15 protein-coding genes and 3 tRNA genes are annotated in these 21,965 nt (G+C 73.2%); 11 read left to right on the top strand and 7 right to left on the bottom strand.

Annotation, left to right across the window (positions count from 1 at the left end; genetic code table 11):
* The first annotated feature begins 5 nt into the window (after positions 1 to 5).
* From ACFZBD_RS22930 to ACFZBD_RS22915, 4 genes are all read left to right on the top strand, one after another.
* Positions 6 to 1,298, top strand: a complete 1,293-nt coding sequence (locus tag ACFZBD_RS22930; RefSeq protein ID WP_391142353.1) for a deoxyguanosinetriphosphate triphosphohydrolase — start codon at positions 6 to 8, stop codon at positions 1,296 to 1,298.
* A gap of 162 nt (positions 1,299 to 1,460) precedes the next feature.
* Positions 1,461 to 2,720 carry an FAD-dependent oxidoreductase gene (locus ACFZBD_RS22925; RefSeq protein WP_391142350.1) on the top strand — a complete coding sequence of 420 codons (1,260 nt, stop codon included), beginning with the start codon at positions 1,461 to 1,463 and terminating at the stop codon, positions 2,718 to 2,720.
* Positions 2,721 to 2,826: 106 nt separating this feature from the next.
* A complete protein-coding gene (gene dnaG, locus ACFZBD_RS22920; protein ID WP_391142348.1) occupies positions 2,827 to 4,719 on the top strand; it encodes a DNA primase in 1,893 nt (630 codons plus the stop codon).
* Positions 4,720 to 4,823: 104 nt separating this feature from the next.
* Positions 4,824 to 5,993, top strand: a complete 1,170-nt coding sequence (locus ACFZBD_RS22915) for a sigma-70 family RNA polymerase sigma factor (RefSeq protein WP_391142345.1) — start codon at positions 4,824 to 4,826, stop codon at positions 5,991 to 5,993.
* Positions 5,994 to 6,043: 50 nt separating this feature from the next.
* Here the strand turns inward: ACFZBD_RS22915 and ACFZBD_RS22910 are convergent, their stop codons facing one another.
* The 4 genes from ACFZBD_RS22910 to ACFZBD_RS22895 all read right to left on the bottom strand — a co-directional run bounded on the left by ACFZBD_RS22910 (position 6,044) and on the right by ACFZBD_RS22895 (position 11,596).
* Complete coding sequence (locus tag ACFZBD_RS22910) at positions 6,044 to 7,972, bottom strand: ABC transporter transmembrane domain-containing protein (RefSeq protein WP_391142343.1); 1,929 nt, start codon at positions 7,970 to 7,972, stop codon at positions 6,044 to 6,046.
* Positions 7,972 to 9,705 carry an ABC transporter transmembrane domain-containing protein gene (locus tag ACFZBD_RS22905; RefSeq protein WP_391142341.1) on the bottom strand — a complete coding sequence of 578 codons (1,734 nt, stop codon included), beginning with the start codon at positions 9,703 to 9,705 and terminating at the stop codon, positions 7,972 to 7,974. Before ACFZBD_RS22905 ends, ACFZBD_RS22910 begins: the two co-directional genes overlap by 1 nt.
* A gap of 54 nt (positions 9,706 to 9,759) precedes the next feature.
* A complete protein-coding gene (locus ACFZBD_RS22900; RefSeq protein ID WP_391142338.1) occupies positions 9,760 to 11,199 on the bottom strand; it encodes an FGGY family carbohydrate kinase in 1,440 nt (479 codons plus the stop codon).
* An 82-nt stretch (positions 11,200 to 11,281) separates the two neighbouring features.
* Entirely contained in the window at positions 11,282 to 11,596 is a 315-nt protein-coding gene (locus ACFZBD_RS22895) for a YtxH domain-containing protein (RefSeq protein WP_391142335.1), read from the bottom strand.
* 170 nt (positions 11,597 to 11,766) lie between these two features.
* Between ACFZBD_RS22895 and ACFZBD_RS22890 the strand changes: the two genes are divergently transcribed.
* The 3 genes from ACFZBD_RS22890 to ACFZBD_RS22880 all read left to right on the top strand — a co-directional run bounded on the left by ACFZBD_RS22890 (position 11,767) and on the right by ACFZBD_RS22880 (position 12,157).
* Positions 11,767 to 11,839 (top strand) — tRNA-Asn (locus ACFZBD_RS22890).
* Positions 11,840 to 11,844: 5 nt separating this feature from the next.
* Positions 11,845 to 11,917: transfer RNA gene (locus ACFZBD_RS22885), tRNA-Asn, on the top strand.
* A gap of 166 nt (positions 11,918 to 12,083) precedes the next feature.
* Positions 12,084 to 12,157: transfer RNA gene (locus ACFZBD_RS22880), tRNA-Ile, on the top strand.
* A 254-nt stretch (positions 12,158 to 12,411) separates the two neighbouring features.
* Here ACFZBD_RS22880 and ACFZBD_RS22875 read toward each other — a convergent pair.
* The gene (locus tag ACFZBD_RS22875; protein WP_391142332.1) at positions 12,412 to 12,828 is read right to left on the bottom strand and encodes an Ohr family peroxiredoxin; all 417 of its coding nucleotides are present in this window, start codon (positions 12,826 to 12,828) and stop codon (positions 12,412 to 12,414) included.
* Between the two features lie 102 nt (positions 12,829 to 12,930).
* Between ACFZBD_RS22875 and ACFZBD_RS22870 the strand changes: the two genes are divergently transcribed.
* The 4 genes from ACFZBD_RS22870 (at position 12,931) to ACFZBD_RS22855 (ending at position 18,925) form a co-directional block, all read left to right on the top strand.
* On the top strand, positions 12,931 to 13,404 hold the full coding sequence (locus ACFZBD_RS22870; protein ID WP_391142330.1) for a MarR family transcriptional regulator: 474 nt from the start codon (positions 12,931 to 12,933) through the stop codon (positions 13,402 to 13,404).
* 35 nt (positions 13,405 to 13,439) lie between these two features.
* Positions 13,440 to 13,886 (top strand): GNAT family N-acetyltransferase, encoded by a 447-nt coding sequence (locus ACFZBD_RS22865; RefSeq protein WP_391142327.1) that lies wholly within the window; start codon positions 13,440 to 13,442, stop codon positions 13,884 to 13,886.
* The gene (locus ACFZBD_RS22860) at positions 13,883 to 15,133 is read left to right on the top strand and encodes an MFS transporter (RefSeq protein ID WP_391142323.1); all 1,251 of its coding nucleotides are present in this window, start codon (positions 13,883 to 13,885) and stop codon (positions 15,131 to 15,133) included. The genes ACFZBD_RS22865 and ACFZBD_RS22860 overlap by 4 nt, the downstream gene beginning before the upstream one ends.
* A 126-nt stretch (positions 15,134 to 15,259) precedes the next feature.
* Entirely contained in the window at positions 15,260 to 18,925 is a 3,666-nt protein-coding gene (locus tag ACFZBD_RS22855) for a S8 family serine peptidase (protein WP_391142320.1), read from the top strand.
* Positions 18,926 to 19,078: 153 nt separating this feature from the next.
* On the opposite strand, the gene ACFZBD_RS22850 is transcribed toward ACFZBD_RS22855, so the two are convergent.
* On the bottom strand, positions 19,079 to 20,446 hold the full coding sequence (locus tag ACFZBD_RS22850) for a carboxyl transferase domain-containing protein (RefSeq protein ID WP_391142318.1): 1,368 nt from the start codon (positions 20,444 to 20,446) through the stop codon (positions 19,079 to 19,081).
* A complete protein-coding gene (locus ACFZBD_RS22845) occupies positions 20,439 to 21,917 on the bottom strand; it encodes an AMP-binding protein (protein ID WP_391142315.1) in 1,479 nt (492 codons plus the stop codon). Before ACFZBD_RS22845 ends, ACFZBD_RS22850 begins: the two co-directional genes overlap by 8 nt.
* Positions 21,918 to 21,965 lie beyond the last annotated feature (48 nt).

Here is a 21,965-nt window from a genome sequence, read left to right as displayed (position 1 = left end):
GGTGCATGGAAGGCATCACGGACACCCCCGGCTACGACGACACCGCCACCGAACGCTGGGCCGGCGAGCCCGACAAACGGCCCGGACGCACCGCCTTCCAGCGGGACCGCGCACGCGTGCTGCACTCCAGTGCCCTGCGCCGCCTCGCCGGCAAGACTCAGGTCGTCACCCCCGGCACCCGCAGCCAGGCCTGGGACGCCAGCCCCCGCACGCGGCTCACCCACTCCCTGGAGTGCGCCCAGGTCGGCCGCGAGCTGGGCGCCGCCCTCGGCTGCGACCCCGACCTCGTCGAAGCCGCCTGCCTCTCCCACGACATGGGCCACCCGCCCTTCGGGCACAACGGCGAACAGGCCCTCAACGACTTCGCCAAGGACTGCGGCGGCTTCGAGGGCAACGCCCAGTCGCTCCGCCTGCTCACCCGCATCGAGCCCAAGCGGTTCGTCGAGACCGACGGCGGCGACGTCGTCAGCGTCGGCCTCAACCTCACCCGCGCCGCCCTCGACGCCGCCACCAAGTACCCCTGGGCGCGCGGCGGTCACCCCGACGACCCCCACTCGCCCAAGTTCGGCGTGTACGAGGACGACCTGCCCGTCTTCGAGTGGGCCCGGCAGGGCGCCCCCGCCCACCGCAAGTGCTTCGAGGCCCAGGTCATGGACTGGTCCGACGACGTGGCCTATTCCGTCCACGACTTCGAGGACGGCCTGCACGCCGGCCACATCGACCCGAACATGCTCTTCTCCGAACCCGAGCGCGCCGACATCTGGAGCGTCGCCATCGGGCGGTACGTCCCGTCCGACACCGACCCGCAGGAGCTCGCCGCCGCCCTCGACCGGCTCGTCGAGCAGGACTGGTGGCCGCACGGCTACGACGGATCGGCCGTCGCCCAGGCCCGCCTCAAGGACGCCACCAGCCAGCTCATCGGCCGCTTCTGCCTCGCCGCCGAGGGCGCCACCCGCGAGCGGTACGGCACCGGACGCCTCACCCGGTACGCCGCCGAACTGGTCGTCCCCCGCGAGGCCCGCCACGAATGCGCCGTCCTCAAGGCCGTCGCCGACCGGTACGTCATGCAGCGCGCCGAGCAGGAGGTCCTCCGCGCCGACCAGCGCGTCGTCCTCGCGGAACTCGCCGAGGGGCTCACCGCCCGCGCTCCCGAGGGCCTCGACCCGCAGTTCCGCGCCCTGTTCGACGCCGCCGCTGACGACCGCGCGCGCAAGCGGGTGATCGTCGACCAGATCTCCTCCCTGACCGACGCCTCCGCCCGCGCCCTCCACGCCCGCCTCCGCCCCCGCCCCGCCTGAGACCGCGCCCCGGGCGCCCCCGGGCCCGGCGCCCCACCGGCCGTTCGCCCCCTTCCGTCATCACCGTGCGTACGGGACGCTCGTCCGGGGGCCCGGGGCGGTACGGCTCGCCGAACGCCCGGAGGCGTAGCGTGGAACCGGTCGCAACGAGGAGGCATCAACGTGGTCGACGCAGATCAGACCTTCGTCATCGTCGGCGGAGGGCTCGCCGGAGCCAAGGCGGCACAGACGCTCCGGTCGGAGGGGTACAACGGCCGGGTCATCCTCATCGGCGACGAACGCGACCACCCCTACGAACGCCCACCGCTCTCCAAGGGCTATCTCACCGGCAAGGAGGAGCGGGACACCGTCTTCGTCCACGAACCCGCCTGGTACGCCGCGCACGACATCGAGCTCCACCTCGGCCAGCCGGTCACCGCCGTCGACCGCGAGGCCCGCACCGTACGCCTCGGCGACGGCACCACCATCGGCTACGACCGGCTCCTCCTCGCCACCGGCGCCGAGCCCCGCCGCCTCGACATCCCCGGCACCGCGCTCGCCGGCGTCCACCACCTGCGCCGGCTCGCCCACGCCGACCGGCTCCGCCAGGTCCTGGCCGCCCTCGGCCGCGACAACGGCCACCTGGTCATCGCCGGCGCCGGCTGGATCGGCCTGGAGGTCGCCGCCGCCGCCCGCGGCTACGGCGCCGAGGTCACCGTCGTCGAGTCCGAGCCCACCCCGCTCCACCACGTCCTCGGCCCCGAACTCGGCCAGCTCTTCGCCGACGTGCACGCCGAGCACGGCGTCCGCTTCCACTTCGGCGCCCGGCTCACCGAGATCGTCGGCCAGGACGGCATGGTCCTCGCCGTCCGCACCGACGACGGCGAGGAGCACCCCGCCCACGCCGTCCTCGCCGCCATCGGGGCGGCCCCCCGCACCGCCCTCGCCGAAGCCGCCGGCCTCGCCCTCGTCGACCGCGCCCACGGCGGCGGCATCGCCGTCGACGAGTCGCTGCGCACCTCCGACCCGGAGATCTTCGCGGCCGGCGACGTCGCCGCCGCCCACCACCCGCTGCTGCACACCCGGCTGCGCGTCGAGCACTGGGCCAACGCCCTCAACGGCGGCCCCGCCGCCGCCCGCGCCATGCTCGGCCGCCCGGTCTCCTACGACCGCGTCCCGTACTTCTTCTCCGACCAGTACGACCTGGGCATGGAGTACTCCGGCTGGGCCCCGCCCGGCTCGTACGACCAGGTCGTCCTCCGCGGCGACGCCGGCAAGCGGCAGTTCATCGCCTTCTGGCTGAAGGACCGCCGGGTCCTCGCCGGAATGAACGTGAATGTGTGGGACGTCACAGACGACATCCAGCGGCTCATCCGATCCGGCGCCCGGCTGGACCCGGACGCCCTCGCCGACCCCTCCGTGCCCCTGGAGAGCCTCGCCTGACCCGCCGCCCGCCCGCCGGCGGCGGCGCCGCCCGGGGGGGCGACCGCCCCGCCGGCGGCGGCGCCGCCCGGGGGGCGACCGCCCCGACCCGCCGTAGACTTCACGCGTGGCAGGCAGGATCAACGATGACGACGTGAAGGCGGTACGGGACGCGGTCCCGATCGACGCCGTCGTGTCCGAGTACCTCCAGCTGCGCAACGCCGGCGGCGGCAACCTCAAGGGGCTGTGCCCCTTCCACGACGAGAAGTCCCCCTCCTTCCAGGTCAGCCCGAGCAAGGGCCTGTTCCACTGCTTCGGCTGCCAGGAGGGCGGCGACACCATCGCCTTCGTGATGAAGATCGACCACCTCTCCTTCTCGGAGACGGTCGAGCGCCTCGCCGCCAAGGCCGGCATCACCCTGCGGTACGAAGAAGGCGGCTACAACCCCGGCCACCAGCGCGGCGAGCGGATCCGCCTGGTCGAGGCCCACCAGGCCGCCGCCCGGTTCTATGCCGATCAACTCGGCGGAGCCGAAGCCGAGATCGGCCGGAAGTTCCTCGCCGAGCGCGGCTTCGACCAGGCCGCCGCCGAACACTTCGGCGTCGGCTACTCCCCGGCCGGCTGGGACCACCTCACCCGCTTCCTGCGCGGCAAGGGCTTCTCCGACAAGGAGCTGATCCTCTCCGGACTCTCCCAGGACGGCCGCCGCGGCCCCATCGACCGCTTCCGCGGCCGCCTGATGTGGCCGATCCGCGACATCGGCGGCGAGGTCGTCGGCTTCGGCGCCCGCAAGCTGCGCGACGACGACAACGGCCCCAAGTACCTCAACACGCCCGAGACGCCGATCTACAAGAAGTCCCAGGTCCTCTACGGCATCGACCTGGCCAAGAAGGACATCGCCAAGGTCAGCCGGGCCGTCGTCGTCGAGGGCTACACCGACGTCATGGCCTGCCATCTCGCCGGCGTCACCACCGCCATCGCCACCTGCGGCACCGCCTTCGGCGGCGACCACATCAAGATCCTGCGCCGACTCCTGATGGACAACGGCTCGGCCCGCGTGATCTTCACTTTCGACGGCGACGCGGCCGGCCAGAAGGCCGCCCTGCGGGCCTTCGAGGACGACCAGAAGTTCGCCGCCGAGACCTACATCGCGATCGCCCCCGACGGCATGGACCCCTGCGATCTGCGCCTCGCCAAGGGCGACCAGGCCGTCTCCGACCTCGTCGAGCCCCGCACCCCGCTCTTCGAGTTCGCCCTGCGCCAGATCGTCAGCCGCTACGACCTGGAGACCCCGGCGGGCCGCGCCGCCGCCCTCGACGAGGCCGCCCCGATCGTCGCCCGCATCAAGAACGTCGCCTCCCAGCACGAGGTCGCCGTCCAGCTCGCCGGCATGCTCGGCATCCTCGACACCCAGTTCGTCGTCCGCCGCGTCGCCCAGATCGCCCGCTGGGCCCGGGACCGGGGCGGCCGCGGCCCGGCGCCCGCCCCCGGCACCCGCCAGGCCCCCTCCCCGATCCAGGCCCCCGCCGCCCAGGCAGGCCCGGCCCTCAACCTGCGCAGCCCCGCCCACCGCACCGAACGCGAGCTGCTCAAACTGGCCCTCCAGCGCCCCGAGCTGGTCTCCCCGGCCTTCGACGCGTACGGCGCCGACGAGTTCACCGCCCCGCCCTACGCCGCCGTGCGCCAGTGCATCCAGGACGCGGGCGGCGCCACCGGCGCCCCCGCCGACTACCTCGCCGCCGTCCGCGAGGCCGCGCCCGACGACACCGTCCGCGCCCTCGTCACCGAACTCGCCGTCGAGGCGATCTTCGCCAAGATCGTGGATGAGGCCTACGCCGGCGACCAGCTCGTCACGGTCCGGCTGCGCGCCGTCGACCGCCGCATCCGCGACATCCAGGGCACCCTCGCCCGCCTCGGCGCCCACGGCGACCCGGAGCGCCTCGCGGCCGTCCAGAACGAGCTGTGGATCCTCACCCAGTACGGCCGCTCGCTCCGCAACAACGGAGCCGCGGCCCTCTGAGGTGTCCGGCCGATCGCGCCGGGGCCGCGCCGCCCCACCGGCCTCCTCTGACGTTCGGTGACCCGTCGAACTCAAAAAGTCACCGCACGCCCCTCGTGGCGGTGATGTGTCGTACCCCACACTGGGGGCGGTGCCTGAGCCCCCGGAGCACCGGCAGCGATCACCTGGAGGTCGCCCCCGTGCAGACCCAGACCCTGTCCCCGACGGACGCCGTGTCCGAGGGGCGCCCGGCCGCCCCCCGCCCCGAGGCGTCGGAGACCTCCGAAGCGCCGGAGCCCTCCGAGCCGTCCGAGACCGCCGACTTCGCGGACGAGGCGCCCGAACCGGAGGCCACCCCCCGGCGGGCCGACGCCGGCGCCGGCGGGCCCTCCTCCGACCTGTTCCGCCAGTACCTGCGCGAGATAGGCCGCATACCCCTGCTCTCCGCGGCCGAGGAGGTCGAGCTGGCCCGCCGGGTCGAAGCCGGCCTCTTCGCCGAGGAGAGACTCGCCACCGCCGCCGACCTGGACTCCCAGCTCGCCCTCGACCTGGACCGGCTCGTCGTCCTGGGCCGGATGGCCAAGCGCCGGCTCATCGAGGCCAACCTGCGGCTCGTCGTCTCCGTCGCCAAGCGGTACGTCGGACGCGGCCTGACCATGCTCGACCTGGTCCAGGAGGGCAACCTGGGCCTCATCCGGGCCGTCGAGAAGTTCGACTACGCCCGCGGCTACAAATTCTCGACGTACGCCACCTGGTGGATCCGCCAGGCTATGTCCCGGGCCCTCGCCGACCAGGCCAGGACCATCCGCGTCCCCGTCCACGTCGTCGAACTGATCAACCGCGTCGTCCGCGTCCAGCGCCGGATGCTCCAGGAACGCGGCTACGAACCCACCCCCGAAGAGGTCGGCGCCCAGCTCGACCTGGCCCCCGAACGGGTCGGCGAAGTGCTGCGCCTCGCGCAGGAACCGGTCTCCCTGCACGCCCCGGTCGGCGAGGAGGACGACGTCGCCCTCGGCGACCTCATCGAGGACGGCGACGCCGCGTCCCCCGTCGAGTCCGCCGCCTTCCTCCTGCTCCGCGAGCACCTGGAGGCGGTCCTCTCCACCCTCGGCGAGCGGGAACGCAAGGTCGTCCAGCTCCGCTACGGCCTCGACGACGGCCGGCCCCGCACCCTGGAGGAGATAGGACGCCTCTTCGGCGTGACCCGCGAACGCATCCGCCAGATCGAGTCCAAGACCCTCGGCAAGCTGCGGGACCACGCCTTCGCCGACCAGCTCCGCGGCTACCTCGACTGAGAGGTGTTCCGAGAGCCCCGCCCGGCCGGGGGCGAGGCGTCCCGTGCCGCTCAGTCCACCTCGGCGACCGCCTGGGCGAACTGCGCGGCGTACAAGCGGGCGTAGGCGCCGGCCCCGGCCAGCAGCTCGGTGTGGGTGCCCTGTTCGACGATCGAGCCGTCCTCCATCACCAGGATCACGTCCGCGTCCCGGATGGTGGAGAGCCGGTGCGCGATGACGAAGCTCGTCCGCCCGTGGGCCAGCCGCGCCATCGCCTTCTGGATCAGGACCTCCGTACGGGTGTCCACGGAGCTGGTCGCCTCGTCCAGGACCAGGATCACCGGATCCGACAGGAACGCCCGCGCGATGGTGATCAACTGCTTCTCACCCGCGCTGACCCCGGCCCCGTCGTCGTCGATGACCGTGTCGTAACCGTCGGGGAGGGTCCGGATGAACCGGTCGGCATGGGCCGCCCGCGCCGCCTCCTCGATCCGTTCCCGGGTGACCTCGCCCGACGCGCCGTAGGCGATGTTGTCGGCGATGGTCCCGCCGAAGAGCCAGGTGTCCTGGAGGACCATGCCGATCCCGGAGCGCAGCTCGTCCCGGGACATGCGGGCCACGTCGACACCGTCGAGGGTGATCCGGCCGCCGGTCACTTCGTAGAACCGCATCAGCAGGTTCACCAGCGTCGTCTTCCCGGCGCCGGTCGGGCCGACGATCGCGACCGTCTGCCCCGGCTCCACCGTCAGCGACAGATCCTCGATCAGCGGCCTGTCCGGCTCGTAGCGGAAGGAGACCGACTCCAGGGCGACCTTCCCCTTCACTCCGGTGGGGTGCTCGCTCACCGGAGAGTCCGGCTCCTGCTCCTCCGCGTCGAGGAGCTCGAAGATCCGCTCGGCCGAGGCGACACCCGACTGCACCAGGTTCGCCATCGACGCCACCTGCGTCAGCGGCATCGAGAACTGCCGGGAGTACTGGATGAACGCCTGGACGTCGCCGATCGACAGCGTGCCCGACGCCACCCGCAGACCGCCGACGACGGCCACCAGGACGTAGTTGATGTTCGAGATGAAGAACATGACCGGCTGCATGACACCGCTGTTGAACTGCGCCTTGAACCCGGCCTCGTACAGCGCCTCGTTCTGCTCGCGGAAACCGGCCGCCGACTCGTCCTGCCGCCCGAAGACCTTCACCAGCGCGTGACCGCTGTACATCTCCTCCACATGGGCGTTGAGCGCGCCCGTGGACTTCCACTGCTGCACGAAGTGCGGCTGCGACCGCTTGCCGATCCGCGTCGCCACGACCACCGACACCGGCACCGTCACTAGCGCCACCAGGGCGAGCAGCGGGGAGATCCAGAACATCATCACCAGCACGCCGACGATGGTGAGCAGCGAGTTGATCAGCTGTCCCATGGACTGCTGGAGCGTCTGCGAGATGTTGTCGATGTCGTTGGTCGCCCGGCTGAGCACCTCACCGCGCTTGGCCTTGTCGAAGTACGACAGCGGCAGCCGCGCCAGCTTCGCCTGGACGTCCTCCCGCATCCGGTAGACCGTCCGGTTGATCACCTTGATCGACATCCGGGTGGAGACCAGCATCAGCAGCCCGGCCGCCACATAGACCGCCAGCACCCACAGCAGCACCGTGGAGACCGCCGCGAAGTCGATGCCCTGCCCGGGCGTGAAGTCGACCCCGGACAGCATGTCGGCCATTCCGCCGTCGCCCGCGGCCCGCAGCGCCTCGATCGCCTGCGCCTTGGTGGTGCCGTCGGTCGTCTGCCGTCCGACGACCCCCGCGAAGATCAGGTCGGTCGCCTTGCCGAGGATCAGCGGCCCGACCACCGAGCCCGCCACGCTCAGCACACCGGTAAGGAGCATCAGCCACAGCGCGCCCCGCTCGGGAGCCAAGGACTTCAGCAGCCGCTTGCCCGACCCCTTGAAGTCCATGGACCGCTGGTCGGGGCCGCCGCCGGCCATCATCCGTCCGCCTGGACCGGCCATCAGGCTGCCTCCGCCTCGGTCAGCTGGGAGAGCACGATCTCCCGGTACGTCTCATTGCCCGCCATCAGTTCGCGATGGCGTCCGGAGCCCACGACCCGACCCTCGTCGAGGACGACGATCCGGTCGGCGTCCCGGATGGTCGACACCCGCTGGGCGACGATCACGACGGTCGAGTCCGCCGTCTCCGCCGCCAGCGCGGCCCGCAGCAGGGCGTCCGTCTCGTAGTCGAGCGCCGAGAACGAGTCGTCGAAGAGGTAGATCTCCGGCCGCTGCACCAGCGTCCGCGCGATCGCGAGACGCTGCCGCTGTCCGCCGGACACATTGGTGCCGCCCTGCGCGATCGGCGCGTCGAGACCGGCGTCCAGCTGCCTCACGAACGCGGCCGCCTGCGCGACCTCCAGCGCGTGCCACAGCTCCTCGTCGGTCGCGTCGGGGTTCCCGTACCGCAGGTTGGTCGCGACCGTCCCCGAGAAGAGGTACGGCTTCTGCGGGACGAGACCGACCGTCCGCGCCATCAGCGCCGGGTCGAGCGTCCGGACGTCCACACCGTCGACGAGGACCTCGCCGCCCGTGACGTCGAAGAGCCGCGGCACCAGCCCGAGCAGCGTCGACTTCCCGCTGCCCGTCGAGCCGATGATCGCGGTCGTCTCGCCCGGACGGGCGACCAGCTCGACCTCCCGAAGCACCGACTCCTCGGCACCCGGATAGCGGAAGTCCGCGCTCCGCACCTCCAGGTGCCCCCGGCCGCGCAGCGCGCGCACCGGCTCGGCGGGCGGCACGACGCTGCTCTCGGTGGACAGCACCTCCTCGATGCGCTCGGCGCACACCTCGGCCCGCGGCACCATCATGAACATGAAGGTGGCCATCATCACGGCCATCACGATCTGCATCAGATAGGCCAGGAACGCGGTCAGCGCGCCGATCTGCATCCCGCCGCTGTCGATGCGGTGGGCACCGAACCAGACCACGGCGACGCTGGAGACGTTCACGACCGTCATCACGGTCGGGAACATCAGCGCCATCAGCCGTCCGGTCGCCATCGACACGTCGGTCAGCTCGGTGTTCGACCCCTTGAACCGCTCGCGCTCGTAGCCGTCCTTCACGAACGCCCGGATCACGCGGTTGCCGGTGATCTGCTCGCGCAGCACCCGGTTCACCGTGTCCAGCCGCTCCTGCATGGTCCGGAAGAGGGGCCGCATCCGCTTCACGATGAGCGACACCGCGATCCCGAGGACCGGCACCACGGCCAGCAGCACCGCCGACAGCGGTACGTCCTGCCCCAGCGCCATGACGATGCCGCCGACGCACATGATGGGCGCGGAGACCATCAGCGTGAACCCCATCAGGACCAGCATCTGGACCTGCTGGACGTCATTGGTGGTACGGGTGATCAGCGAGGGCGCGCCGAACTGCCCGACCTCCCGGGCGGAGAACGACTGCACCCGCTCGAAGACCGCCGCGCGCACGTCACGGCCGAGGGCGGAGGCGGTCCGTGCTCCGTAGTAGACCGCTCCGATGTTGCAGACGACCTGCAGCACGGAGACCGCGATCATCAGCGCGCCGAAGCGCAGGATGTAGCCGGTGTCCCCGTCGACGACACCGTTGTCGATGATGTCGGCGTTGAGGGTCGGCAGGTAGAGCGAGGCGGAGGTCTGCAGCAGCTGCAGGAACACCAGCAGGGCGATGGGTTTCTTGTACGGTCGGAGGTGGGTCCGGAGAAGTCTTATGAGCACGGCTTCTACTATCGCCCGTGCCCCCGGGACGTGACGACTCGTTTTGGCGCGTGTTCAGGCGCCGAAGGCCCCCGGGTGGATCTGGTCCCGGGTCGCGGCGTACTGCTGGCGTACCGCCTGGCCCACCGCCAGCTCCTCGCCCGGCTCGAAGACCTGGGCCGCGGCGCCCTGCCAGGCGGGGGGAGCGGAGGGCGAGAGGGTTCCGTGGGCCACCCCGAGGGCCCACGCGGCCTGACGGGCCGCGCCGAGCGCGGTGTAGTCCGCCGGCTGGGGGACGACCACCTGGGCGCCGAAGACCGCGGGCGCCAGCGCCTGGACGGCGGGCAGTTCGGCCGCCGCGCCGAGCAGGAAGACCCGGCGCACCTCCACGCCCCGCCCGCGCAGCACGTCCATGGCGTCGGCGAGCGAGCAGAGCATGCCCTCGAAGGCGGCCCGCGCGAAGTGCTCGGGCTTCATCGACTCCCGGCGCAGACCGCTCAGGGTGCCCGCGGTGTGCGGGAGCCGGGGGGTGCGCTCGCCCTCCAGATAGGGGAGCAGGACGAGACCGGAGGCGCCGGGCGTGGACTTCAGGGCGAGCGCCGACAGCTCCTCCAGGCTCTCCACGCCGAGCATCTCGGCGCTGCCGCGCAGCGCCCGTACCGCGTTGGAGACGTGCACGACGGGCAGGTGCATGCCGGTCGCGTCGGCGAAGGAGGTGATCATTCCGTGCGGGTCGGCGAGCGCCTGGTGGTGGACGGCCATCACGGAGCCGGAGGCGCCGAGGGAGACGACCGCGTCCCCGGTGCGGACGCCGAGCCCGAAGGCGGCGGCCATGGTCTCGCCCGTGCCGGCGGAGATCAGCAGCCCCTCGGGGGTGGTTCCGGCGGCCTCGGCGGGGCCGAGCACCTCGGGCAGCACCGCCTGGTGGCCGAGGGCCAGCTCGACGAGGTCGGGGCGGTAGGAGCCGGTGGCGGCGGACCAGTAGCCGGTCGCCGAGGCGGCGCCCCGGTCGGTCGTACGCCGGAGGGGCCGGCCGAGCAGCTGCCAGACCAGCCAGTCGTGCGGCTGGAGGACCATCGCGACCCGCCGGGCGTTCTCCGGCTCGGTGCGGGCCAGCCAGCGGAGCTTGGCGACGGGCAGACCGGCCTGCGGGACGGAGCCGACGGCCTCGGCCCACGCCTGCCGTCCGCCGAAGGCCTCGACGAGATCGGCGGCGGCCACCTGGGCCCGCCGGTCGTTGCCGACCAGCGCGGCGCGCACCAGGCCGCCCTGCGCGTCGAGCGGGACGAGCCCGTGCTGCTGGGCGGAGACGCCGATCGCCTGGACGCCTTCGAGCAGCCCGCCGGCCGCGGCCTCGCCGAGCGAGAGCAGCCAGCTCTGCGGGTCGACGTCGGCGGCCTTCGGCTCACCCGGGTGCGGGGCATGGCCCTGCCGCAGCACGGCACCCGTGTCCGCGTCGCAGACGACGATGCGGGTGAACTCAGCAGAACTGTCCAGACCGGCGACTATCCCCATACGGGAGATTCTGCCGCACGCGGCGGGGCGGGGGGAGCGAGCGGGGGCGGCACGCCCGTCCGGGCGGCCCGCCCCCGCGCCCTCAGGTGTTGCTGGTGCCCCAGTCGTCATCGGTCCCGGAGCCCCTGACCTGCCCGTTGTGTCCGCGCAGGGCGTGCACCCGGTCGGTGACCGAGGGGGGCAACTTGTCCCCGACCTTGTCGCTCACCACGTGCATCGCCTTGCCCGCGACCTCACGCCCGGTCTGGGCGGCGGACTCGGCGGCGTTGCGCACGGCCGGGTTCCGCGAGAGGTCCCGCGCGGACTTCTTCAACTGTTCGTAGCGCTCGCGCCCGGCTCGTGTGCCGATGACGTAACCGAGGGCCACTCCCACGACGAACGTCAGCTTGTACCGCACGGCGGCACCACCCTTCCCTGGAGCTTCGCTGATGCCTCACTGGTGCCCGCGACGGGGCGCGGCATACCGATTGGCGGAGCACCCCCCTGATTGCGCTAATGTATGTGTCGCAGCGAACGAGCGCCGCTCGGAGACACCCGAGGTGGGTACGTTCGGTGCAACCGCAGCAATCCCCTGTAGCTCAATTGGCAGAGCAGCCGGCTGTTAACCGGCAGGTTACTGGTTCGAGTCCAGTCGGGGGAGCGCGATCCCCTGTAGCTCAATTGGCAGAGCATTCGGCTGTTAACCGGAGGGTTGCTGGTTCGAGTCCAGCCGGGGGAGCAGAGAGGAAGAGGACCCTTCGGGGTCCTTTTTCTTGTCTCCGGGAACCGCGCCGCTCCGACGGAAGTCCTCATGGTCGTGCGTTGCCGACCATCCACAGCGAGAGATCGTATGAGCGGCTATGCTGCGGCAGACGGCGCGCACACATGTACGCGCCACACGCTCCGGGGCGGTAGCTCAGCCGGTTAGAGCAGCGGACTCATAATCCGTCGGCCGTGGGTTCGAGTCCCACCCGCCCCACCGGGACACGCCGCAGGTTCACCCGTTTGACCTGCTGCGACAGGAAGGCCCTCTCCGTGGAGAGGGCCTTTTCCGCGTCTCCGGGGCCGTCCGCTCGCCCCCTGCCCGCCCGGGCGGGGCGGGGAGTTCGAGTCGAACAGCTCTCCGGTTCAGGGGGTGCGCACGAGCCGAGCGGGGAGGCGCGCGGAAGGGGCGCTCGCGCATCCCGACGCCCCCCGCCGCACCTCGTTCCACCCTGTGGTGCGGGGCGACCACTACTCGATGACGAGGTCCACCGCGATGTTGCCGCGGGTCGCCTTGGAGTACGGGCAGAACGCGTGGGTCTTCTCCAGGAGCTCGCGGCCGGGCTCGCCCTGGAGATGGTCGGGGAACTCGGCGCGCATGACGACCGCGAGGCCGAAGCCGTTGTCCGCCTCGTCCTTGCCGATGGAGACCTCGGCGGTGACCGAGACGTCCGCGATGTCGATCTTCTCCTGGCGGGCGATCACACCCATGGCGCTGGCGAAGCAGGCCGCGTAGCCGGCGGCGAAGAGCTGCTCCGGGTTGGTGCCCTGGCCGTTGCCGCCGAGGGCCTGGGGGTGCGCGAGGGGGAGGTCGATGTGGCCGTCGGAGCTGATGGCGCGGCCCTCGCGGCCGTTGGCGGTGGCGACAGCGGTGTAGATCGCGTTCATGGGGTCCTCGTTTCCGTTCGGTGGGGTGTGCAGCGACTGTAGCGCGCAATTCAGTTGTGCACAACTCAATCGTTCGTGAGGGGTGTCCCGTACCCTGGAGCCATGGAGACGCTCGACTCGACCCCGGACGCGGACTTCCTCCGGCTCGACCACCAGATCTGCTTCTCGCTGCACGCCGCGACCCGCGCCTTCAACGGCGTCTACCGCGGCGCGCTCAAGGACCTCGGGGTCACCTACCCCCAGTACCTCGTCCTGCTGGTGCTCTGGGAGCACGGGGAGCTGCCGGTCAAGCGGATCGGCGAGCACCTGCGCCTCGACTCGGGGACCCTCTCGCCGCTGCTCAAGCGGCTGGAGGCGGCCGGCTTCGTCGAGCGCCGGCGCAGCGCCGAGGACGAGCGCTCGGTCACCGCCCGGGTCACCGAGGCCGGGGCCGCGCTGCGGGAGAAGGCCCTCGGTGTGCCCCGGCGCATCGCCTCCGCGACCGGGATGTCGCTGGAGGAGATCCGCGGACTGCGCGACCAGCTCACGGCGCTCGCCGCCCGCCTCGACGCCGTCGACCCGACGGACCTCCTGTAAGGACCCGTATCCCCGCCCGTCCCTATACTCCCTCCATGCCCTCCGTCACCCTCCGCCGCGCCACCGCCGACGATTCCAAGCGGCTCACCCGCCTCGTCCGCACCTCGCGCGCCTACCGCGACGGCTACGCCGCCATGGTCGACGGCTATGTCGTCGGAGGGTCGTACATCGAGCACCACCCCGTCTTCGTCGCCGTCGACGACCGGCAGCGGATCGTCGGGTTCTACGCCCTCCTCCTCGACGAGGCCGAGCTCGATCTCGCCTTCGTCGCCGACGAGGCGCAGGGCCTCGGCATCGGGCGGATGCTGATGGAGCACATGACCGCGCAGGCCGGCGCCGCCGGGCTCGCCTCCGTGCGGGTGGTCGCGCACCCGCCCGCCGAGGACTTCTACCTCCGTACCGGCGCCCGCCGCACCGGCACGGTCCCGCCCGCCGGCTCGATCCACTGGGCCCGCCCCGAGCTGCGCTACGACGTCGCGTGAGCGCCACCGGGCAGGAGGACCGCCGCCGGGTCCTCGCGGACCTCACCCCGCTGCGTACCTCCGTGCACTACCGCCGCCTCTGGTTCGGCAACACCATCTCCTGGGTCGGCCAGGGCATGACCGCCCTCGCGGTCTCGCTCCAGGTCTACGAGATCACCCGCTCGCCGTTCTCCGTCGGACTCGTGGGCCTCTGCTCCCTCGTCCCGCTGGTCGTCTTCGGGCTGTACGGCGGCGCCGTCGCCGACACCGTCGACCGCCGCAGGCTCGGCCTGTTCAGCGCCACCGGCTCCGCCGCGCTCTCCGCCGCGCTCGCCACCGCCGCCTTCGCCGGCTTCCACGACGTCCTCTTCCTGTACGCCGTCGTCGCCCTGCAGTCCGTCTGCGCCGCGCTCAACTCGCCCGCCCGCACCTCGATGATCCCCCGGCTCCTGCCGCCCGATCAGCTGCGCGCGGCCAACGCGCTCAACTCCATGACGATGACGTTCGGCACGCTCGTCGGCCCGAGCCTCGGCGGTCTCCTCGTCGGCGTCGGCGGCTTCCAGACCGCGTACCTCGTCGACGCCGTCGCCTTCTCCGCCGCCCTCTACGCGATGTGGCGGCTGCCTCCCATGCTCCCCGAACGGACCGGCGCCAAGCGGGCCTCCGTCCTCGACGGGCTGCGCTTCCTCGCCACCCGCCCCAATCTGCGGATGACGTTCTTCTCCGACTTCTGCGCGATGATCCTCGCCCACCCCCGCGCGCTGTTCCCCGTCGTCGCCGTCCTCTGGTACGACGGCGACGCCCGCACCACCGGCCTGCTCGCCGCCGCCCCCGCGGCCGGCGCGCTCCTCGGCGGCGTCCTCTCCGGCTGGCAGGGCCGCATCCACCACCACGGCCAGGCCATCCTGCTCGCCGTCGCCTGCTGGGGCACCGCCATCGCCGTCTTCGGACTCACCCGGAACCTCTGGCTCGGGCTGCTCCTCCTCGCCCTCGCCGGATACTCCGACACCGTCTCCATGATCTTCCGCAACACGATGATGCAGGTCGCCGCCCCGGACGAGATGCGCGGCCGGCTCCAGGGCGTCTTCATCGTCGTCGTGGCGGGCGGGCCGCGGCTCGGCGACTTCCTCGCCGGGTCGGTCGCCGACCTTACCTCACCCGCCGTCGCGATCACCGGTGGGGGTATCGCCTGCGTTCTCGCGGTTGCCGTGCTTGCCCTGTACGGGCGGGGATTCCGCCGGTATGACGCCCGCAATCCCACGGCCTGACCTGGCGGTTGACCGCCACGGCGCATAGTCGCCAGGCGGCTCGGGGCCCAACCACCGCCGTACGCCCGAGACTCGTCGCACCACCCGGAACCACCCCTTCCCCCGGGTGTGCGAGGAGTTGCGTCGATGACCAGATCATCCGCCAGAGGGAGAGCGGGGCTGCTCGCCGCCGGCCTCTCCCTCGTGATGCTCTCGGCCGGGCAGACCGCCGCCGCCGGGAACGCCGCCGCCCCCGTGCCGGACACCTTCGCCCCCTCCCGCGGCGGCAGCACCACCGTCACCCTCGTCACCGGCGACCGCGTCACCGTCACCGACCTCGGCGCCGGCGAGAAGACGGTCACCGTCGAACGCGCCAAGGGCGCCACCGGGGCCGTCCGCAGCCGGATCACCGACGGCCGGGTCACCGTCGTCCCCGACGAGGCCCGCCCCTACCTCGACTCCGGCGTCCTCGACCCGCGGCTCTTCGACGTCAGCGGCCTCGTCGAACAGGGCGTCACCGACGCCCTTCCGCTGATCGTCACGTACGGCAAGGGCGCCCGCGCGGCCACCCCGCGCGGCACCGAGACCGTCCGCGCCCTGCCCAGCATCGGCGGCGCCGCGGTCGAGGCGAAGGACCCGGCCGCTTTCTGGCGCGGCTTCACCGGCCCCGGCGCCCGCTCCGCCGGCCTCGGCAGGGTCTGGCTCGACGGACGGGTCGAGGCGGCCATGGCCGATTCCAACGCCCAGATCGGCACCGCCCGGGCCTGGGACGCCGGCTACACCGGCAAGGGCGTCAAGGTCGCGGTCCTCGACACCGGCGCCGACCTGACCCACCCCGACCTCGTCGGCCGGGTCGCCGAGTCCGCCTCCTTCATCGAGGGCCAGGAGGTCGCCGACCGCGACGGCCACGGCACCCACGTCACCTCCACCGTCGGCGGCAGCGGCGCCGGTTCGGACGGCAAGGAGAAGGGCGTCGCCCCCGGCGCGACCCTCGCCGTCGGCAAGGTCCTCAGCGACGAGGGCTCCGGCACCGAGTCGCAGATCATCGCCGGCATGGAGTGGGCCGCCCGGGACATCGACGCCAAGGTCGTCTCGATGAGCCTCGGTTCGCCCGAGCCGAGCGACGGCACCGACCCGATGGCCCAGGCCGTCGACGCGCTCTCCGCCGAGACCGGCGCGCTCTTCGTCATCGCCGCCGGCAACAGCGGCGCCCCCGGCTCCATCGGCTCGCCCGGCGCCGCCGGCTCCGCGCTCACCATCGGCGCCGTCGACTCCGCCGACGCCCCGGCCTCCTTCACCAGCCAGGGCCCCCGCCACGGCGACCAGGCCCTCAAGCCCGACCTCTCCGCGCCCGGCGTGGAGATCCTCGCCGCCCGCTCCCAACTCGCCGAGGGCAGCGGCCTCTACACCGCCATGAGCGGGACGTCGATGGCCACCCCGCACGTCGCGGGCGTCGCCGCCCTGCTCGCCGAGCAGCACCCCGACTGGACCGGCGCGCAGCTCAAGAACGCCCTGATGTCCTCGTCGAAGCCGCTCGCCGACTCCCCGTACGCCCTCGGCGCCGGCCGGGTCGACGTCGGCGCCGCCGTCGCCGCGCAGGTCACCGCGACCGGCTCCGCCGACCTCGGCTTCGTCTCCTGGCCGTACGAGGAGAACGAGCCGGTCACCCGCACCGTCACCTACACCAACCACACCGCCTCACCGGTCGAGTTGAGCCTCGCCGTCGAGGGCGTCCCGGCGGGCGTCGCCACCCTCGCCGACACCACGCTCACCGTGCCCGCCCACGGCACCGCGGCGACCACCGTCACCGGCGACGGCACCAAGGCCCCCGTCGGCCAGTCCTTCGGCCGGATCACCGCCTCCGCCGGCGAAGCGATCCTCGCGCACACCGCGGTCGGCATGGTCAAGGAGGGGGAGCGCCACACCCTCACCGTCCACGTCAAGGACCGCGCGGGCGCCCCGGCCCCCGCCCACCTGGGCGTCCAGCGGCTCGCCGAGGGCCACGACCCGTTCCCGGAGACGGTCGGCGAGTCCGGCACGCTTCGGCTGCGCCTGCAGCCCGGCACGTACACCGTCGACACCTTCCTCGACGTCCGGGGCAGCAAGGGCGAGGACTCCCTCGGCCTCGGCTTCCTCACCGAGCCGGAGATCGTCCTCGACCGGGACCGCGAGATCACCCTCGACGGACGGCGGTTGCGCGAGATCCGAGCCGAGGTCGAGCAGCGGACCGAGACCCGCCAGCTCCTCATGGAGTTCGACCGGGACGCGGGCGGTGTCTCCTACGGCGGGGCCGTCCAGGTGCCGCCGAAGTACGACTCCATCTTCGCCGCCCCCACCCGCAAGCCCGCCACCGGCACCTTCGAGTACCGCACGGTGTGGCGGCTCGGCAAGCCGCTCCTGGAGGCGAGCACCGACGGGCAGCGGCTCTCCGACGCCACCCCGCAGGCCGGATCCGCCCTCCTCGAAGGCCGCCACCGCCTCGGCGTCGTCGACGCGGGCACCGGCACCGCCGCCGAGTACGCCGGGAGGAACGCCCGCGGCAAGGCCGTCCTCGTCCGCCGCGCGCCCGGCGCCGACACCGCGCGGATGGCGCAGGACGCGCAGGACGCGGGCGTCGCGGCGCTCTTCGTCACCGACGACGAGCCCGGCCGGCTGATGTCCTGGTTCGGCACGGAGGACTACCAGGACCGGCCGCTGCCCGTCTCCACCGTCAACTCCGCCGACGCCGCACGGCTCGCGCAGGCGGCGAAGCGCGGCACGCGCGTCGACCTGACCGGCACCCGCTACACCCCGTTCACCTACGACCTCTCCGAGGGGCACCCGGGCGCGATCGGCACGGACCTCGTCTTCCGGCCCGGCAGGCACGAACTGGCCACCGTCCGCTCCTCCTTCCACATGCCCACGGGCCGCAAGGAGCTCGGCGGCGAGTTCCGCTACTCGATCACCGACACCTTCCCGATCGGCTTCGGGTTCAAGGAGTGGATCGCCTTCCCGGTGGAGCGCACCGAGTACGTCTCCACCGGCACCGGGCAGGGCTGGCACGAGTCGGTCGACCTGGGGGACGCGCTGGAGCAGCGCGGCGGCGTCAACTCCTACCGGGGCGGCAGCCACCGGACCCTCGACTGGTTCGCGCCGGTCTGGCACCCCTGGCTCGGCACCGGGCTCGGCTGGGGCCAGGAGCGCACCGGGAACTCCCTGAGCTTCAACACCCCCGGCTGGGGCGACTCCGGCCCCGACCACACCGGCTTCGGCAACGTGTGGAGCGACGACTCGATGACCCAGTTCACCGAGGTGTACGTCGACGGCGTACGCGTCGATCGCAAGACCAGCTCCGCCGCGTACGCCTGGGACGCCCCCGCCGAGGAGGCGGAGTACAAGGTCGTCACCGACACCACGCTCGACCCGGCGCGCTGGCGGCTCTCCACGCGCGGCCACGCCGAGTGGACCTTCCGCTCCGCTGAGACCCCGGCCGACCGGAGGACGTACCTGCCGCTGATCAACCTCGGCTTCGACGTGGACACCGATCTGAAGGGCGACGTGCGCGCCGGGCAGCGGCTGCCGGTGCGGATCTTCGCCGAGTACGTCGAGGGCGCGGCGGACACCGGCCGGATCGGCGGCGGGACGCTGGAGGTCTCGTACGACGAGGGCACGACCTGGTCGAAGGTCGCGCTGAAGCCCTCGGTGCGGGGCGGCTGGGCCGGTGACGTGCGGGTCCCGCACGCGGCGGCGTCCGTGTCGCTGCGCGCCGGCGCGAGCGACGACCGCGGCGGCTCGGTGAAGCAGGAGATCATCCGGGCGGTGGGGGTGAGGTAGACCGACCCACCGATCCGGAAGGGCCCGGTACGGCGCGCCGCCGTACCGGGCCCTTCCGTGACGGGACGTCAGGCGCCACGGGGCGTCCGGCGCCGCCGAGCGTCAGTCGTCCCCGAGCGTCAGTCGTCCCCGAGCGTCAGGCGTCGCCGATCGTCAGTCGTCGCCGGGGGTGACGATTCCGCGCACCACGCCCAGGTCCACGAGGTCCTGGGGGCGCAGGCGCAGTTGGTCGGCGGTGGCGGGGGTCCGGTCGGGCGGCCGTTTGAGGATCGCCGCGGCGAGTTCGGGCGCGATGACGGAGAAGTAGCTGTCGGGCGTGGCCCAGGTCGAACCGGCGGCGGCCAGGGCGAGCGCCCCGCCGGAGCCGCCCTCGCCGATCAGGAGCGAGGTCACCGGCACCCGGGCTCCGGCGATCGCGGCGAACGCCTCCGCGATGGCCGGCCCCGCGCCCGCCCGCTCCGCCTCCGCGTCGTTGGCCGCGCCCGGGGTGTCGATCAGGGTCAGCACGGGGAACCCCAGCCGGTCGGCGAGGCGGACGAGACGGGCCGCCGTCCGGAACCCCGCGGGCCGGGTCGCGGAGCCGTCCTGCGCGGCGTACGCCACGACCCGCCCGGCGCGGAGTCCGAAACCGCACTCCATCCCGGGGTCCACCCCGCCGGCCCGATCGCCGCGCACGGTCGCCCGCTCGTCGAAGTAGGCGTCCAGATAGGCCCCGGCCCGCGGCCGGCGCGGATCGCGGGCCCGGCCGACGGCGACCCATCCCGTCCCGGGCGGGCCGACCGCCACCAGCGCGCGGGGGACCGGCGCGGGCTCCGGCGCGGGACCGGGCGCGCCGCTCAGCAGGCGTACCCACCGGGCCAGGGTCTCCCGCAGCTCCCGCGGCGGGACGACCGCGTCCACATGACCGCTGCTCCACTGGCCCTCGGCGGTGGTGGCCGCCGGGTCGGCGTCCGGCGGGCGGACCCGGGAGCCCGCGAAGGCCACCTGGGCGGCGGGAAGCGCGAGGACGACGTCCGCCCCCGCGCCGACGGTGGCCCAGCCGCCGCCCGTGGACGGGTCGCGGAGCACCGCCACATGGGGGACGCCGGAGGCGCGCAGCCGGACCGTCGCCGCCGCGACCCGCTGGAGCTGGGTGAGGGCGACCATGCCCTCCTGCATCCGGCTGCCGCCGGTCGCGACCAGCGACACCATGGGGACCCGCCGCTCCCGCGCCAGGTCGTAGGCGGCGACCAGCCGGTCACCGGCAGCCCGCCCGAGCGATCCGCCCAGGAAGCCGAACTCGAAGGCCACCAGGACGACGGGCCGGCCCCCGACCGTCGCCGTGCCGTGGAGGACGGACTCCTCCTCGCCGGTCCGCTCGCGGGCCCGCGCCCGCGCGGAGCCGTAACCCGCCCAGCCGAGCGGCCCGTCCGGCCCGGCGGCCGGAGCGGCTCCCACTCCCGAGGCTCCCGGGCCGGCCGCCGCCGCGAAGTCGTCCGTCACCAGCGCGATCACCTCGCGCGCCGTCGGTCGCTCACGCATCGGGCGTCGCCGCCCCCGGCAGCGCCTTCTTCAGGACCTTGCCCATGTCGTTGCGCGGAAGGGCCGGCAGGAAGCGCACCGTCCGTGGGCGTTTGTGCGGGGCGAGGAGCGCCGCCACGTGCGCGGTCAGGTCGGCGGCCGCCGGGGGCCCGTCCGGGTCGGCGGGGACGATCCAGGCCACGATCCGTTCGCCCAGGTCCGCGTCCGGTTCGCCGGTCACCGCCGCCTCGCGGACCTCCGGGTGGTCGAGGAGCGCGTTCTCGATCTCGCCCGCGCCGATCTTGTAGCCGCCGCTCTTGATCAGGTCGGTCGCCTTGCGGCCCACGATCCGTAGGGAACCGTCCGCGTCCCGGACCGCCATGTCGCCGGTACGGAACCACTCCCCGTCGAACGCGGCCGCCGTCGCGTCGGGCCGATTGAGGTACGCGCTGAAGAGGTTCGGGCCGCGGACCTGGATCTCGCCGACGCTCTCCCCGTCGGACGCCCCGATCTCCTTCCCGTCCTCCTCCACCAGCCGCAGGTCCACGCCCCGCAGCGGCAGGCCCACCGAGCCGGGCCGCGGGCCGGAGCCGACGCGCACGCTCGTCAGCATGAGCGTCTCGGTCATCCCGTACCGCTCGACGACCTGACGGCCCGTCGCCGCCGTGAGCCGCTCGTGGTCGTGGAGGGGGAGCGCCGCCGAGCCCGACACCAGCAGCCGCGCCCCCGCCAGGGCCCGTACCAGGGCCGGGTCGGAGCCGACCGCGTCCGCGAGCCGGTGGTACATCGTCGGCACCCCGAACAGCATCGTGCCGCCCGCACCCAGCTCCCGCGCTACGCCCTCGACGGAGAAGCCGCCGAGGTGGCGCACCGACCCGCCGCGCCGCAGCGGGCCGAGGATCCCCAGGATCAGCCCGTGGACGTGGAAGAGCGGCAGCGCGTGGACGAGCACGTCGTCCGCCGTCCACGCCCACGCCTCCTCCAGGGCGTCCAGGGAGGCGGCGATCGCGCGGTGGGAGAGGACCACGCCCTTGGGCGGGCCGGTGGTGCCGGAGGTGTAGACGATCAGGGCGGGCGCCTCGGAGTCGTCCGGCACGCCGCCGTGGGCGAAGGCCGCCGGGACCGGGCCGAGGTGGGCGGCCTGCGTCTCGACGTCGATGCGGGGCAGTTCGGCGAACGCCGCCGGCAGGACGTCCTCCGGCCCCGCCAGGACCATGCTCGGAGCGCTGTCGCCGAGGATGTGCGCCAGCTCCCGCTCCCCGGTGCGCGGGTTGACCGGGATCGCCGGTATGCCGGCCAGCAGCGCGGCGACCACGGCGACCGTCGTCCGGGCGGTGGGCGTGGCCCAGACCGCGACGCGTCCCGCGCCCCCGATCCGTGCGGCCAGGGCCCCGGCGGCCCCGGCCAGTTCCCCGTAGGTCAGGGCGTCCGCGCCGAAGCGGAGTGCGGGCCGGTCCGGGTCGGCCCACAGGGCCGGGAAGAGCGCGCTCAACGGTCGTCCTCCTCGCGTAGGGGATGCGAGAGGCATTCTTCTCCGGTA

The sequence above is a fragment of the Streptomyces sp. NPDC008121 genome (assembly GCF_042957155.1).
Lineage (GTDB): Bacteria > Actinomycetota > Actinomycetes > Streptomycetales > Streptomycetaceae > Streptomyces.
The sequence above is the reverse complement of the archived record's forward strand: the minus strand, read 5'-3'. Positions and strand labels throughout refer to the sequence as shown.